At 59.8% G+C, this 15,285-nt stretch carries 15 protein-coding genes and 1 pseudogene; 9 read left to right on the top strand and 7 right to left on the bottom strand.

What is annotated here, in order from left to right; all coding sequences use genetic code 11:
- Nucleotides 1-2: 2 nt before the first annotated feature.
- The 3 genes from CXF97_RS20215 to CXF97_RS20205 all read left to right on the top strand — a co-directional run bounded on the left by CXF97_RS20215 (nt 3) and on the right by CXF97_RS20205 (nt 3,367).
- Nucleotides 3-932 (top strand): ZIP family metal transporter, encoded by a 930-nt coding sequence (locus CXF97_RS20215; protein WP_101160326.1) that lies wholly within the window; start codon nt 3-5, stop codon nt 930-932.
- 108 nt (nt 933-1,040) lie between these two features.
- Entirely contained in the window at nt 1,041-2,408 is a 1,368-nt protein-coding gene (locus tag CXF97_RS20210; protein ID WP_101160324.1) for an iron-containing redox enzyme family protein, read from the top strand.
- A 14-nt stretch (nt 2,409-2,422) separates the two neighbouring features.
- Nucleotides 2,423-3,367: a class I SAM-dependent methyltransferase gene (locus CXF97_RS20205; RefSeq protein ID WP_101160321.1), complete on the top strand. Its 945-nt coding sequence runs from the start codon at nt 2,423-2,425 to the stop codon at nt 3,365-3,367.
- 33 nt (nt 3,368-3,400) lie between these two features.
- On the opposite strand, the gene CXF97_RS20200 is transcribed toward CXF97_RS20205, so the two are convergent.
- On the bottom strand, nt 3,401-3,835 hold the full coding sequence (locus CXF97_RS20200; protein ID WP_101160319.1) for a short chain dehydrogenase: 435 nt from the start codon (nt 3,833-3,835) through the stop codon (nt 3,401-3,403).
- 311 nt (nt 3,836-4,146) lie between these two features.
- Here CXF97_RS20200 and lpxO point away from each other — a divergent pair, with 311 nt between their 5' ends.
- The gene (gene lpxO, locus CXF97_RS20195) at nt 4,147-5,046 is read left to right on the top strand and encodes a lipid A hydroxylase LpxO (RefSeq protein WP_101160316.1); all 900 of its coding nucleotides are present in this window, start codon (nt 4,147-4,149) and stop codon (nt 5,044-5,046) included.
- 335 nt (nt 5,047-5,381) lie between these two features.
- Here the strand turns inward: lpxO and CXF97_RS20190 are convergent, their stop codons facing one another.
- The gene (locus CXF97_RS20190) at nt 5,382-6,248 is read right to left on the bottom strand and encodes a Ku protein (protein WP_101160313.1); all 867 of its coding nucleotides are present in this window, start codon (nt 6,246-6,248) and stop codon (nt 5,382-5,384) included.
- A gap of 189 nt (nt 6,249-6,437) precedes the next feature.
- On the opposite strand from CXF97_RS20190, the gene CXF97_RS20185 reads away from it, so the two are divergent.
- From CXF97_RS20185 to nudC, 4 genes are all read left to right on the top strand, one after another.
- Nucleotides 6,438-6,758 carry a hypothetical protein gene (locus tag CXF97_RS20185; RefSeq protein WP_101160311.1) on the top strand — a complete coding sequence of 107 codons (321 nt, stop codon included), beginning with the start codon at nt 6,438-6,440 and terminating at the stop codon, nt 6,756-6,758.
- A gap of 52 nt (nt 6,759-6,810) precedes the next feature.
- On the top strand, nt 6,811-7,965 hold the full coding sequence (locus CXF97_RS20180; protein WP_101160308.1) for a PQQ-dependent sugar dehydrogenase: 1,155 nt from the start codon (nt 6,811-6,813) through the stop codon (nt 7,963-7,965).
- Nucleotides 7,966-8,156: 191 nt separating this feature from the next.
- Entirely contained in the window at nt 8,157-8,969 is an 813-nt protein-coding gene (locus CXF97_RS20175; protein ID WP_101160306.1) for a crotonase/enoyl-CoA hydratase family protein, read from the top strand.
- A 7-nt stretch (nt 8,970-8,976) separates the two neighbouring features.
- Nucleotides 8,977-9,807: an NAD(+) diphosphatase gene (gene nudC, locus CXF97_RS20170; RefSeq protein WP_101160303.1), complete on the top strand. Its 831-nt coding sequence runs from the start codon at nt 8,977-8,979 to the stop codon at nt 9,805-9,807.
- Here nudC and CXF97_RS20165 read toward each other — a convergent pair.
- The 3 genes and pseudogenes from CXF97_RS20165 to CXF97_RS20155 all read right to left on the bottom strand — a co-directional run.
- Entirely contained in the window at nt 9,775-10,554 is a 780-nt protein-coding gene (locus CXF97_RS20165; RefSeq protein WP_101160301.1) for a TSUP family transporter, read from the bottom strand. The two genes, nudC and CXF97_RS20165, sit on opposite strands and share 33 nt — an antisense overlap.
- A gap of 237 nt (nt 10,555-10,791) precedes the next feature.
- On the bottom strand, nt 10,792-11,271 hold the full coding sequence (locus tag CXF97_RS20160; protein WP_101160298.1) for a nuclear transport factor 2 family protein: 480 nt from the start codon (nt 11,269-11,271) through the stop codon (nt 10,792-10,794).
- A gap of 54 nt (nt 11,272-11,325) precedes the next feature.
- Nucleotides 11,326-11,588, bottom strand: a pseudogene (locus CXF97_RS20155) (TetR family transcriptional regulator); the annotation flags it as partial.
- An 83-nt stretch (nt 11,589-11,671) separates the two neighbouring features.
- Here CXF97_RS20155 and pssA point away from each other — a divergent pair.
- Nucleotides 11,672-13,015, top strand: coding sequence for a CDP-diacylglycerol--serine O-phosphatidyltransferase (pssA, locus tag CXF97_RS20150; protein ID WP_101160295.1), 1,344 nt, complete (start codon nt 11,672-11,674; stop codon nt 13,013-13,015).
- A 108-nt stretch (nt 13,016-13,123) separates the two neighbouring features.
- Here pssA and efeO read toward each other — a convergent pair whose 3' ends face one another.
- Complete coding sequence (gene efeO, locus CXF97_RS20145; protein ID WP_101160293.1) at nt 13,124-13,948, bottom strand: iron uptake system protein EfeO; 825 nt, start codon at nt 13,946-13,948, stop codon at nt 13,124-13,126.
- A 26-nt stretch (nt 13,949-13,974) separates the two neighbouring features.
- Complete coding sequence (gene efeB / locus CXF97_RS20140) at nt 13,975-15,273, bottom strand: iron uptake transporter deferrochelatase/peroxidase subunit (protein WP_101160290.1); 1,299 nt, start codon at nt 15,271-15,273, stop codon at nt 13,975-13,977.
- Between the last annotated feature and the right edge of the window lie 12 nt (nt 15,274-15,285).

Genomic DNA, 15,285 nt, shown 5'->3' with positions numbered 1-15,285 from the left:
TCATGGCGCTACCGTCATCTTCGTTCGCAGCTCCCGTGCGAGCATGGTTTGTGAACCTGTCGCGCACGGGCTGGGGAGGGCGCATTTTCTGGCTGACCCTGGTCGGTGTAACCGTGTTGTTGCTGATCAGCGGCTACACCGGCCTGGTGAGTACGGGGCGCGACACCTTGCGCCTCGCGACGCTCGGCGGGCTGTCGGGTTTCGCCGCTACGGCAGTCGGTGCCTTATTGGCACTGGCTTTGCGCGCGATCACTTCGCGAACCCAGGACAGCATGCTCGGGTTTGCGGCGGGGATGATGTTGGCGGCCAGTTCCTTTTCCCTGATCCTGCCGGGCATCGCGGCGGCGAAAGAGGCGCTGAGCAGCCCCATGCTTGCCGCTGCTGTCGTTGTCGCCGGCATGGCCCTGGGCGTGGCGCTGATGGTCGGCCTTGACCGTTTCGTCCCTCACGAACATGAACAGAGCGGGCGGCGCGGGCCGGAGGCAAAGCGTTTCAACCGGGTCTGGCTGTTTGTGCTTGCCATTACCCTGCACAACCTGCCGGAAGGCATGGCGATCGGCGTCAGCTTCGCCACCGGCGACATGAAGATCGGTCTGCCGCTGACCACTGCCATCGCTATTCAGGACATTCCCGAAGGCCTGGCTGTGGCGTTGGCGCTGCGGGTCACCGGCATTTCGGCCGGGCGTGCAGCGTTGATTGCCGCCGCTTCGGGATTGATGGAGCCGTTGGGCGCGATTATTGGCCTGGGTATCACCAACAGTTTCGCGTTGGGCTTTCCGGTGGCGATGGGCCTGGCTGCGGGCGCGATGATCTTCGTGGTGTCCCATGAAGTGATTCCGGAAACTCACCGCAACGGCCATGAGACGCCTGCGACGCTCGGGCTGATGCTCGGTTTCGGTGTGATGATGTTTCTTGACACTGCATTGGGTTAGAAAATTACGCACGCCACTGAGCGATCGCCTCACACAAAAAAGGAATTTTTATCAGCAGCAATCACTCTTTCGTTTATAGGCAATGCCAATAACGCAGGGGAATGAGTCATGTCGCTGATCGAAATCCCGACCAGGAAGTCTTCGGGTAAAACATCCACGCCGGCGGATACCGAGCGCCGGCTCTATGACCGATTGTTGGCGGAAGACTCCACAGTTGACCGCGTCGCGCTGGATTTTCTGCGCCGGCAATTGAGCAAAGCGGCTGCGCTGCCTGACGACTTGCCGGGCAGTGCCGAAGCGCTGCTGCAGTGGTCGGAAACCCGCAGCGCCAAGGTGGCGGGCGAATTCGCCGATTATCTTGAGCAACGCCAGCAGGGCGCGCCGCGCCGCTATTTCCGCAACAAATCCCACGCGTTGTACTTCATCTTGCATGTGGCGCCGACCAAAGAGGTTGATGGCGCCTGGCTGGCCGGGCTGCTGCCGCAGTGGCAGGATCCGCGCCTCGACGATCTGCTCGACACTTACCTGGAAGAACTCGGCGAGGGCGTGCCACGGCAGAACCATGTGGTGATCTATCGCAAATTGCTGGCCGAGCATGATTGCTCCGATTTGAGCGGACTCGCCGATGAATATTTCCTGCAGGGGGCAGTGCAACTGGCGCTGGGGCGCTTCGGCAGCCAGTTTCTGCCAGAAGTCATTGGCTTCAACCTCGGCTACGAGCAACTGCCGCTGCACTTGTTGATCAGTGCCTATGAGCTGGCGGAGCTGGGCATCGACCCTCACTATTTCCGCCTGCATGTGACCATCGACAACGCCAGCACCGGCCATGCGCGCAAGGCTGTGCAATCGATGCTTGGACTGATGCCGCTGGGCGCCGGGCGCGACGAGTTCTATCGGCGCATGGCCGTCGGTTACCGCCTCAATGATGTGGGCAAAGGCACCACCGCCGTGATCAAGGAATTCGACCTGCAGCAGGAAGTCATCGCCATGCTTGAGCGCAAAGCGGTCTTTGGCCGGCACATGCATTCCGATTACTGCCGCATCGAAAACCGCACGATCAACCAATGGCTGGCTACGCCGGGGCAAATGGGTGACTTTCTCTCGGCGCTGGAGCGCAAAAGCTGGATCAAGCGGGGCGAGGCTGTAGAAGAAAGTCGTTTCTGGCGGTTGATCGACGGCAGCGATGCGGCAATGTTCGGCGTGTTCAATGGCTATGAAAAGCAGCTGTTACGCGACTGGATCACCCAGGATTGCCCTGCATCCCGACCTCGGCCCTACGTGCGCCGAGATGCCCCCGTCGAAGAGGCCTTCGACGATGACGCCGATCTTTTGAACCTCGAAGCCGCACTCGCTGACAAGCCTGCCGCCGAGCAAATGGAGATTTTGCTGCCGTGGTTGCAACCGCAGCGGCACTGGCGTCCGGCCGGACTTTTCGCGACGCGTCGCTTCATGCAATTACGCGCTCGCTTGCGTTGAAACAAGGAGGCTTCATGTCGGCACAAGAATCATCGGACAGAGCGCTGTTCGAGCTGGGCAAGCGCCTGCTCGCCACTGGTTATCACTTCATTACTCCAACACCATTGACCCATGAGCGCGTGCTTCAGCGCTTTGCCACGCCGTTGGCGAAGGATCTGCGCGACGTATTCGGCTGGTCGATGCCGTTTCCCTCAGAGTTGTTCAGGGCAGGCGAGTTGGCCAGTCTGGAGCAGGCCGGCGTAGTCGAACGCGATGGAGCGGTGTGGCGCAGTCATGTTCGTTGGTCGACGCTTAATGAACGCCTGTTCGCCCACTCGGCGTTCCCGACCACGGCAAGCGATGCGGTGTTTTTCGGGCCGGATACTTACCGTTTCGCCCAGGCCATCGAAGCGCAATTGCAGCAACGTTTTTCGCCGATCCGGCGCGCGGTGGATATCGGTTGCGGCAGTGGCGCCGGGGCGGTGCTCATCGCCAGATCGCGCCCGGACGCCGAGGTGTTGGCGGTGGACATCAATCCTCAGGCTTTGCGCTTGAGCGCGGTCAACGCAGAGTTGGCCGGGGCCAGCAATGTGTCGGTGTATCACAGCGATCTGCTGGCCAGCGTCGAAGGCCAGTTCGATCTGATCATCGCCAATCCGCCGTACATGAACGACGAGCAACTACGCGCTTATCGCCACGGCGGCGGGGCGCTGGGCGAGGGCTTGTCGGTGCGTATCGTGCGTGAAGCTTTGCCGCGTCTGGAAATCGGCGGCACTTTGCTGGTGTATACCGGCGTGGCGATTGTGGCCGGCCAGGATCCGTTCCGCGACGCGGTGGCGCCGCTGCTTAAGGGCGAGCGTTTCGGATGGACGTATCGCGAACTCGACCCGGACGTGTTCAATGAAGAATTGCTCAAGCCTGAATATGAACGCGCCGAACGCATCGCTGTGGTCGCGCTGACGGTAACCCGCGAGCAGTGACCGACGGTTGGGCCACTGCTCGCGCGGTGGCCCTTATCGATTTCTGATGCGCGAAATCGTCAGCAGACAAACCCCCACTAGCATCGCAGCTCCGGCGACCAGCAGCGGCGAAGGGCGTATGGGCTGGCGCGAGAGACGCTCGAGGCGTCCGGCGAGAGACGCGCGCACGGGTGCCGCGGGTTCAGCCTGATAGGGCGCTTCTTCAATCTCCAGCCGCAAACCGTCCGGCATCACCAGCGTCAGCCCCTCGATAGTCCCGGCAATCCTGTCCGGATAAACCGGTTCACCGGTCGGATCAAGTTGATCGTAAAAAAAAGTCTGCCCTTCAAGCCAGCCGACGGCGGTCTGCAATTCAGGGCCCAGGTAATACTTCCCGTCGAGGAAAAAGCCAGAGAATTGCGGCGCGCGTTCGACGCTTTCAATGCGATAGCGCTGACCTGGTTTCATACCGGTTTGTGGGGCGATCATGGGGGTTCCTCCCGTTGTTGATAAGCGATAGAGGAGCGTCTGCGAAGGGTGGTTCCATCGAAATGAGCAACGGGCGTTGCGCCTGCTTTTACCCCGGCGCCGGTATTGCACGATAGATGCGCGAGACAGTTTTTCACAGTTGAGAGTTCACTACCGGTTACAAAGTGTGGCTAAAATGCCAGCCATTCACCGAGCGCCCGAAACGGCGCGGGCCAAGGACGCGCCCTGTGCACCAAGACCGCTGCAGAAGACGCTGGGCCCCAGGCCGCCACGCGCGCAGTTTGTTCACTTTTGACGTGTGACCCTTTTCCGTGAAACTCATCATCGCCGCTGTTTATGTCATCTCTATTGCCTACGTCCATTTACGTGGACGCGTGCGCCACAAGCTGGGGCGGCAATTGAGTGACCACTCGACGTTTCTCGCGCCGATCAACTGCTTCCTCTATCTGTTTTCGAAGATGCCCAACAAGCCGTATCTGAATCCGGCTGATTTTCCCGACCTGAGCCCGTTGCAGGCGCACTGGCAAGAGATCCGCGAGGAAGGCCAGAACCTGCTGCGTGCCGGCGAGATCAAGCGCTCGAACCAATATGACGATGTCGGTTTCAACTCTTTCTTCAAGACTGGCTGGAAGCGCTTCTACCTCAAATGGTACGGCGACAGTCACCCATCGGCGATGAAACTGTGCCCGCGCACCACCGAACTGGTGCAAAGCATCGGCTCGATCAAAGCAGCGATGTTTGCCGAACTGCCACCGGGCTCGAAACTGGTGCGCCACCGTGATCCCTATGCCGGTTCCTATCGCTATCACCTGGGTCTGGATACGCCAAACGATCCTGGCTGCTACATCAATGTCGACGGTGAGAACTATCACTGGCGCGATGGTGAAGCGGTAATGTTCGACGAGACGTTTATTCATTACGCAGAAAACACTACCGACCAGAACCGCATCATTCTGTTCTGCGATATCGAGCGACCGCTGAAATATCGCTGGGCCGCCGCCTTCAACCGCTGGTTCAGCCGCACGGTGATGTCAGCGGCGGGCGCACCAAATGATGCAGGAGACAAGACCGGTGCCATCAACCGCTTGTTTACCAGAATCTACAAAGTTCGTTTGCGTGGCAAAGAGCTGAAGAAGCGCAACCGTACGCGGTATTACCTGGAGAAATGGGCGATTTTTGCCGCGTTGTTGGCAATCTTTATTCTGATCTGAAGGTTTACCGTGTCATTGCTGGCCTCTTCGCGAGCAAGCCCGCTCCCACGCTTGATTTGGGTGAATGCAAATATTGCATTCGACTCCGAACCCTGTGGGAGCGGGCTTGCTCGCGAATGCTGGTTCACATCCAACACGTTTGGTTCTGGCTCCACCTGGCAATCTTTATTCTGACCTGAGCTTTACCGTGTCATTGCTGGCCTCTTCGCGAGCAAGCCCGCTCCCACATTTGATTGGGGTGAATCCAAATATTGCATTCGACTCCGAACCCTGTGGGAGCGGGCTTGCTCGCGAATGCTCGTTCACATTCAACACGTCTCGGCCTGACTCCACCCTTATTCCCCAGACGCCTTGCGGGGCTTCTTCGCCGGCGCCGCCTTACTGGTCGATTTGGCTTTGGGCTTGGCCGGTGCCTTGCCGCCGAGGCTGCGCTTGAGCAGCTCCGTCAAGTCGATAACATCGGCAGTCTTGCGTTCTTCCTCGCCGGTGGCGGTCTCGACGTCCTCGATCTTGCCTTCGTGAGCCTTCTTCTCGACCAGCGCCATGATCTTGTCTTCGAACTCGTCCTTGTAGTCTTCAGGCGTCCACTCCGACGTCATGTCTTCAACCAGACGTTTGGCCATGTCCAGTTCGCCTTTGGCCAGTTGCGGCTTGGTCACTTCGCTGCCCAGCGCCAGCTCATCAAGGCTGCGCACCTCCTGTGGCCAGCGCAGTTTCACCAGCACCAGCGCCGACTCGAGCGGCATCAGCGCCGCCAGATATTGCCGGGTGTGCAGGACGACGCGGGCGAGGGCGACCTTGTTGGTTTTGCTCAAGGTTTCGCGCAGCAATGCGTAGACCTTGCCGCCGCGTTTGTCCGGCGCCAGATAGTACGGCGTGTCGATGTTCTGCAGCGGAATCTGCTCAGCGTCGACGAAAGAGAAAATGTCGATGGTTTGCGTCGAAACGGGGTGCGCCGAGCGGATCTCCTCCTCGCTGAGCACCACGTACCGGCCTTTTTCGTAGGCTACACCTTTGACGATGTTTTCTTTGGTGACTTCCTTGCCGGTGACCTTGTTGATGCGTTTATAGCCCACCGGATCCATGCTGCGGCTGTCGAGCCAATCGAAGTCCACGCCTTGCGACGACGTCGCTGAAACCAGCGCCACGGGGATGTGTACCAGTCCAAAACTGATTGCGCCTTTCCAGATTGCCCGAGCCATGACCTGTCCTCCGAGTGATGATCAGGTGACCCGTGGCGCGGCGAGAAAGTTTCCAGTCATTGCGGGGCTTTCAGCGGTACGGTCAAGCCGTGTTACATGTTGTTTGAGACACGAGGGTTAACAAATCCGAACCCACGGCGTAGCGTGGGCTCCAAGGCTCTAGTCCACGTACGTTGAGAGGCATCGCTCATGAACCGGTTTCTGATTGGCATCGCCGTCCTGGCCCTCAGTGGCGGTCTCGTTCATGCCGACATCGTGCTGGCGCAAAGCCCCACCGGCAACAGCAACAATCCCTACAACAGCCCGATCCGCCGGGCCAATCCCAACAGCATGCAGGGCACCCAGCCCAGCAATCCGCCCCTGCGCGGGCCCAATACCGTTCCCGTGCCTCGTCAGCCAACCGTCGACAATCGCGGCATCGGCAATGGCCAGCCCATTCGCTCGGTACCGAGCCATCCGCCGACCTTCATTCCCAACCCGCCCTCCCGGAGCACCGGCAGCAACCGTTGAACGGCAGGACTGCGGTTCTGTCGGCCCTTCACACGAACAAAAGGAATCGTGCATGTTGCGTAAAACCCTTCTAGCCACCTGCTGCGCCGCCGCGCTGATCAATGCTTCGGCGTTCGCCGCCGCGCCCAAAGAGCTGAAAAGCGAGCAGGGCATTCTTGAAGTCACCACCATTGCCCAAGGCCTGGAACATCCGTGGGCGCTGGCGTTTCTGCCTGATCAGGCGGGCATCTTGGTGACCGAGCGCCCGGGCCATCTGCGCGTGGTGAGCAAGGACGGCAAATTGTCGGAGCCGATCAGTGGCGTGCCACAAGTCTGGGCAAAGGGGCAGGGCGGCTTGCTAGACGTGGTGCTGTCGCCGGACTTCAAGCAGGACCGCATGGTTTATCTGTCCTATGCCGAGGGCGGAGGAGAAGGCGGCAAGGCAGGCACAGCGGTCGGGCGCGGGCGACTTTCCGAAGACCTGAAGACGCTGAAGGACTTCAACGTGATCTTCCGTCAGGAACCGAAACTGTCGGTAAGCAACCATTTCGGTTCTCGTCTGGTGTTCGATCGCGACGGGTATCTGTTTGTCACCCTGGGAGAGAACAACGACCGGCCGACTGCGCAGGATCTCGACAAGTTGCAAGGCAAGGTCGTACGCCTCTTCCCCGATGGCAAGGTGCCGGACGATAACCCTTTCGTTGGCCAATCCGGCGTTCGGCCGGAAATCTGGGCCTACGGCCTGCGTAACCCGCAGGGCGCGGCGCTCAATCCGTGGACCGGCACGTTGTGGGAGAACGAGCACGGGCCGCGTGGCGGCGATGAAGTGAACATCATCGAGCGCGGCAAGAACTATGGCTGGCCGTTAGCGACCCATGGCATCAATTACTCGATGCAGCCGATTCCGGAAGCGCAGGGTAAAACTGCTGAAGGCACCGTGACCCCGCATCATGTCTGGGAAAAATCGCCCGGCGTTACCGGCATGGCGTTCTACGACGCCGATCGCTTCAAACCCTGGCAGCACAATGCATTCATCGGTGCGCTGGTGACGCAAGAGCTGATTCGCCTGCAGTTCGATGGCGACAAGGTCGTGCATGAGGAGCGTTTGCTGGGTGAGCTGAATCAGCGTATCCGCGATGTCCGGCAGGGCCCGGATGGATATCTGTATGTGCTGACGGATGAAGAGAATGGCTCGTTGTACAGGCTGGGGCTGAAACCCTCGATCTGAGGCATACCTGTGCAGGAGCTGCCGAAGGCTGCGATCTTGTGGTCTTGTGAAGCGCAACGTTCCGAAAGATCGGAGCCTGCGGCAGCTCCTACGGAATCATGACGGTCAGTCCCGTATTTGGCCGAACCGCCGCCCCCTTGCCTTGTTATAGTTCGGGCCTTATTTTTCAGCCCCGGTAAAGGATTTCTGCCATGACTCAATACTCCGCCTTCAGCGTCGAACTGGCTGACAACATCGCGCATGTGCAGATCAATCGCCCGGAAAAGATCAACGCGATGAACACGGCGTTCTGGAGCGAGATCGTCGAGATTTTCCAATGGATCGACGATACCGATGAAGTCCGCGTAGTGGTGCTCAGCGGTAACGGCAAACATTTCTCTTCCGGTATCGATCTGATGATGCTCGCCGGCGTTGCCAATGAACTGGGCAAGGACGTAGGCCGCAATGCACGTCTGCTGCGGCGCAAGATCCTCAATCTGCAAGCGTCCTTCAATGCCGTGGATAATTGCCGCAAACCGGTGCTCGCTGCCATTCAGGGTTATTGCCTGGGCGGAGCGATCGATCTGATCGCAGCGTGTGATATGCGCTACGCCGCCGAGGACGCGCAGTTCTCGATCAAGGAAATCGATATCGGCATGGCCGCTGACGTCGGCACGTTGCAGCGGTTGCCGCGGATCATCGGAGACGGCATGCTGCGTGAACTGGCTTACACCGGTCGCGCCTTTGGCGCCGATGAAGCGCGCAGCATGGGGCTGGTCAATCGCGTCTACAGCGACAAGGACACGCTGCTCGAAGGCGTGTTCGACATCGCCCGTGCCATCGCGGCGAAGTCGCCGATTGCCGTGACCGGCACCAAGGAAATGATCAGCTACATGCGTGACCACCGCATCGACGATGGTCTCGAATACGTTGCCACCTGGAACGCCGCCATGCTGCAATCCACCGATTTGCGCGTGGCCATGGCCGCCCACATGAGCAAACAGAAACCCGAATTTCTGGATTGACCAAACCATGACCTCTCGCTGGACCACTGCAGTACTCGACACCGATCAACCCGGCGGCTGGGCCGTAGCGCGCAGCCCGGAAGGCTTTCTGTTCGATGACAACGGCGCGCTGTTCCCGCGCGAATGGCTCAAGCGCCAGGACCTCTCAGTCCTCGCCGAGCATGGCATAGGTCATCTCGACGGCGAACCGGTGTACCTGCTGGAGTTGCGCAGTGTCAGCGAGGTGCCCGGTTGCGGTTGGAAAGGCCTGCGAGCGTTCATGCTCGAGGGCGATCACACGGTGTACAAAGTGCTCGGTTATGCCGCACAGATTGGTACTTGGGCACGCGAACATCGCTTCTGCGGCAACTGCGGCCAGCCCATGACGCAAGTGCCGCGTGAGCGGGCGATGTATTGCCAGCCGTGCGATTTACGCAACTATCCGCGCATCTCACCGAGCATGATCGTGCTGATCACGCGTGGCGACGAGATCCTTCTGGCGCGTTCGCCGCGTTTCGTTACCGGGGTTTACAGCACGCTGGCCGGTTTCGCCGAGCCGGGGGAGTCGGCCGAGGAGTGCCTGATTCGTGAAGTACGCGAGGAGGTGCAGATCGAAGTGAAGAACATCCAGTACATCGGCAGCCAGTGCTGGCCGTTCCCGCATTCGATGATGCTCGGCTTCCATGCCGAATACGCCGGTGGCAAAATTGTCTGTCAGGAAGATGAAATCGAGGACGCCCAGTGGTTCAACGTACATGACTTGCCGCCGTTGCCAGCGTCGCGTTCGATTGCCCGTTACCTGATCGATGTCTACGTGGCCCGGCGCTTAGGCCACGCTGAACCAGTGCTGCCAGGCTAGGCGCACGGTCAGGCCAAGCACTACGGTGATGAACACCGGACGAATGAATTTGGCGCCGCCGCTGATTGCCGTGCGTGCGCCGAAGAAGGCCCCGACCATCACCGACAGGCCCATGCACAGGCCGATGATCCAGTCGACCTGACCGGAGAAAATGAACACCGACAGCGCCGCGATGTTGCTGACAAAGTTCATGCTGCGCGCCACGCCGCTGGCCTTGACCAGATCGATCGGGTACAGCAGCAGACTGCTTACTGTCCAAAACGCGCCCGTCCCTGGACCCGCCACGCCATCGTAGAAGCCGAGGCTGAAACCCTGGGTCGACTGCCATTTCTTCTTGATCGGTGCGTCGCTGTCCAGCGGCGCTTTGGGCGTGCCGCCAAACAGCAGATACACACCACAAGCGAAGACGATCACCGGCAGCATCTTGTTCAGCCACTCGGCAGGCAGGTAGTGCGCAACGACCGCACCGGTCAGCGCGCCGACCAAAGTGCCGACAATCGCGTGGGTCCACTGGCGCGGGTGAAACAATTTGCGCTTGTAGAAGGTGAAACTGGCGGTCGCCGAGCCGAAGGTCGAACTCAGTTTGTTGGTGCCCAGTACCAGATGCGGCGGCAGGCCCGCTGTCAGCAGCGCCGGCGTGGTCAACAGCCCACCACCGCCAGCAATGGCATCAATGAAACCGGCAAGGAAGGCAACGGCGGCCAGAATGGCCAGGGTGGTGAGGTCAACGCTGAGTTCGAAAGGCATGGAGTCGGCTTATTCGGCAGGGCGCAGAACGGGAGCTGCGGGAGGGCGGTTATGTTACCTGTATCCAACTGTTGCGGCGAGCCAGAGCATGCCGTCGTCAATTATGGTCTGGACACGTTCCTGTGCAGGAGCTGCCGAAGGCTGCGATCTTCTAGGACGCAGAGCGTTCCGGCTGCTGCGCGTGGGAAGCGCAAAGATCGCAGCCTTCGGCAGCTCCTACACAGGGGTGAGTAGCCTTTAGAGGCCGAGTTCGCTCAGCCCCGGATGATCATCCGGACGGCGGCCCAGCGGCCAGTGAAACTTGCGTTCGCTTTCCTTGATCGGCATGTCGTTGATGCAGGCATAGCGCTGGAACATCAGGCCATTGTCATCGAACTCCCAATTCTCGTTGCCGTAGGAGCGGAACCAGTTGCCCGAATCGTCGTGCCATTCATAGGCATAACGCACCGCAATACGCGTATCGGAGTAGGCCCACAGTTCTTTGATCAAACGATAATCGAGTTCCTTCGCCCATTTACGCGTGAGGAACGCCTTGGCTTCTTCGCGGTTGTTGGCGAACTCGGCGCGATTGCGCCATCGGGTATCGAGGGTGTAGGCCAGCGAGACCTTTTCCGGATCACGGGTGTTCCAGCCATCTTCGGCGAGGCGTACTTTCTCGATGGCTGACGCATGGTTGAAAGGGGGCAATGGCGGACGTACCTGAGCTGCGGTCGACATGTTCAATCTCCTGATTCATTAAATGTATGAACAACGAGTCCGGCTTATTAAGCGTTACAGGCCAAATGATTTTCGCGCCATGCATTGCGCATCATCGGCGGCACTGTGATCACCCATCACAAGCCCTACGGTTATGGCGCCTTCAATCAGAATCAGCAACTGTCTGGCCAGCCGCTGCGGATCCTCGGCACCATATTCGATACACAGCCCGCTCAGGTAGTCGAGCAGCTTGTGTTTGTGTTCTTTGGCCACCCACCGCACCGGATTCTGTGCGTCCCCGGTTTCGCCGCTGGCTTGATGAAGGCACAGCCGCGAAAGGGCCGTTATGGTCATCGACGAGACCCGGCGCAGACGATGGTGTAAGCTCTCAAACTCTTCGGAATCGAACCTTGCGAGCCTTATGCCGTTGCTTTTCAAACGTTCTCTGCTGCCTAAACTGCGCAGCTTCGCGCTGACCGCCGAGGCGGTGAGCATTCTGTCCAGCGCTGCCGAATTCCGACGCTGCCTGCTCGAGCAAATCGCCGCAGCGACGCAACGCATCTACATCGTCGCGCTGTATCTGCAGCAAGACGAAGCCGGCCAGGAAATCCTCGACGCCCTGCACGCCGCCAAGCTCAAGCGTCCCGAGCTGGAAATCGCCGTGGTGGTCGACTGGTTGCGTGCCCAGCGCGGTCTGATCGGCGCCGGCAAACAACCGGGCAATGCCGCCTGGTATCAGGACATGACCCGCTCGCATCAGAGCGAAGTGCCGATCTACGGTGTGCCGGTGCAGACCCGCGAGCTGTTTGGCGTGCTGCACCTCAAAGGCTTCGTCATCGATGACAAGGTGGTCTACAGCGGCGCCAGCCTGAACAACGTCTACCTGCACAAGCTCGACAAATACCGCTTCGATCGTTACCACGTGCTGCGCAGTCGCGAGCTGGCGGATTCGATGCATCATTTGGTCAAGCATGGCCTGATCGAATCGAAAGCCGTGCATCGCCTCGACCTGCCGAACCTGCCGAGCACGCGCAGTTTGCGCAATGACATCGGTGACCTGCGCAGCCGTCTCAAATACGCGACCTACGAAACTGGCGCCGGCAGCACCAGCAAAGAAGGGCTGTCGGTCACGCCGCTGCTCGGGGTTGGCAAGAACAACCCGCTGAATCGGGCGATTCTCGAACTCATTGCCAGCGCGCAAAAGCAGCTGACCATCTGCACGCCTTACTTCAACCTGCCGCTTGGCGTGATTCGTGAAATAAACCGTGCGCTGGCCCGTGGCGTGAAGATCGACATCGTGGTCGGCGACAAGACCGCCAATGATTTCTACATTCCGCCGAGCGAGCCGTTCAAGGTGATCGCCGCGCTGCCGTATCTGTACGAGATCAGCCTGCGCCGATTCGCCAAACGCCATCAACACAGCATCGACAGCGGCCAGTTGAACCTGCACCTGTGGCGCGACGGCGACAACACTTATCACCTCAAGGGCATGTGGATCGATCAGCGCTACACCTTGCTGACCGGCAATAACCTCAATCCGCGGGCGTTCCGCCTCGACCTGGAAAATGCGCTGCTGATCGAAGACCCGAAAGGCGAGTGGCTGGAGCCTCGGGCGAAAGAGCTGGAAAACATCTTTCGTCATACCACACGGATCGACAGTTTCCAGACCCTGGAGACCCTGCCGGATTATCCGGCAGGGGTGGCGAAGTTTCTCAAGCGCGTAAGCCGGGTGAGGATTGAGCGGTTGCTCTATCGAATTCTTTGATCGCTAAAAGCAAAAGATCGCAGCCTTCGGCAGCTCCTACAGGATTTACACCGGCCAATGCAGGAGCTGCCGAAGGCTGCGATCTTTTCTACTGACGAATCAGTTCTGTCAATTCAGCCCCAACTTCCCCCGCATCATCGACAAATCCTCCGCCAGCGTATTCACCGGCCCGACCAGCGCCTTGCGGTCGTTGCCCTTCACTTTGTCGTAGGTTTCAAAGCCGCCATCCGCTGTTTTGTACTTGGCCAGAATCCTGTCCACCGTGGCGAAGTTCTTGTCGACTTTTGCTACGAATGCCTTGTCCTGCTGCTCGATCTGGGGGCGAAACAGGTCGACGATCTTCTTCGCGCCGTCGATATTGCCCTGGAAGTCGTACAGATCAGTGTGGCTGTAGCGGTCTTCCTCGCCGGAAATCTTCGTCGCCGCGACTTCTTCCAATAGCGCAGCAGCGCCGCCGACGACTTTCTCCGGCGGGAATGTCAGGCCGGCAACACGCGTTTGCAGATCCTGCACGTCCTTGTTCAAACCGTCGGCCAATGCCTCCAGACCCTGGGTGGATTTCTCGGCGAACAAGGAATATTCGAGCCGGTGGAACCCGGTGAAATCTTCAGCCTTCACGCCTTTCTCGTGATCGTCGACGCGCGAGTCGATGGACGCATCGAGATCGCTGAACAGCTCGGCAATCGGCTCGATCGATTCGTAATACACCCGCGTCGGCGCGTAGAGTTTTTGCGCGGTGGCCAAGTCGCCTTTTTTCACCGCGTCGGTGAACTGCTGGGTGTGGCTGGCCAGTTCATCGAGCTTTTCGGTCACGTAGATCTTGTAGTCCGACACCGGCCCCACCAGATCCAGCGGCGCGGTCGCGGCGAACGCCGACAGCGGGGTGTTGAGCAAACCAAGGGTCAGCAATAACGCGAGTGGCGTTTTTTTCATGGGGCGGCTCCAGTGTCGGTGGGGTGTCATGCGGTTTTGTTGTGAGAGGTGGCCGCCAACAACGAGCAACCGATGAAATCGTCATCGCCGGTCACGCCGGGCAGGGTGAAGAAGTAGCCGCCGCCGACCGGTTTGAGGTATTCCTCAAGCGGCTCGCCGTTGAGGCGGGTCTGCACGGTGATAAAGCCTTTTTCCAGGTCTGCCTGGTAGCAGATGAACAGCAGGCCCATATCGAGCTGGCCATTCTTGTTGACGCCGTTTGAATAGTTGAACGGCCGGCGCAGGATCAAGTTGGCTTGGCTCGCGGCGGTACGCGGGTTGGCCAGGCGAATATGCGCATCGAGCTTGGTCAGCTTGCCGGCCGGGTCTTGGCTGTAGTCGGGCACTTCACTTTCGCTGTGGCCGCCGATGGGCGCGCCGCTGCTTTTGACCCGGCCGAAAATGCTTTCCTGTTCCTGCAACGGTGTGCGATCCCAGCGTTCGACGAAGTTGCGGATGATGCGCACCGCTTGATAACTGCCATGGGCAGCCCACGCTGGCTCGTCGCTTCCCGGTTGCACCCAGACGATACGGTCCATGGCCTTGGCGTCGTTGGAATCCGGGTTGGCCGAGCCATCGCGAAAACCGAGAAAATTTCGTGCCGACTGTGCAGGTTCACCGGGTTTGGCCGGGGCTTGGGGCGGTACGCTGCCTTCCTGTTTCCAGCGCACCAGCAGCAGGTCGGGGAGGTTTTTGACGATATCGCGCAGCGCGTGAATGTTGGTGTCGGCGGTGTTGGCGCAGAACTGCAGGCTCAGGTCGCCATGGCAGCAATCGGCATCGAGCGCATCGTTGGGGAAGCCGACCATGCGTTGCAGGCGTTTGGGTTTTGCCGCTGCCAGACCGAAGCGCTCGTCAAACAGCGACTCGCCGACAGACACAGTGATGGTCAGGTTATCCGGGGTGACCACCGGGCCGAGGATGCCGGAATCCGGCGGCGGCAGTTTCGGATCGATTTGCGCGACCGGGCCGCCCTTCATCAAAAATGCGATGCGTTCATTCAGCGTGCGGAACAGCCGCTTGAGGTCTTCGCGATCGCTGGCCAGCACATCAAACGCCACCAGCATCCCGGAAGCCGGGCGGGGGGTGACGATGCCGGTCTGGTGCAATCCGTGGAAATCGTGGCGGTCTTGGGTCTTGTCGCTGCTCGGCGCTTCGGTGACTTGCGCGGGCGCGGCGGCCATGGCCGGGCAGCTCAGGGCTGATCCGGCGAGGGCGACACCGGCGGCGCCCATGCCCATCAGCACGCGGCGCCGTTGCAGGTTGAGGGGTTCTGAATCGTTCATCGGGTCGTCTTC

Origin of the sequence: Pseudomonas sp. Choline-02u-1 (assembly GCF_002836515.1) — a bacterium.
Classification (GTDB): Bacteria; Pseudomonadota; Gammaproteobacteria; order Pseudomonadales; family Pseudomonadaceae; genus Aquipseudomonas.
Note: the sequence above shows the minus strand (reverse complement) of the source record. Positions and strands in the feature narration are given on the sequence as shown.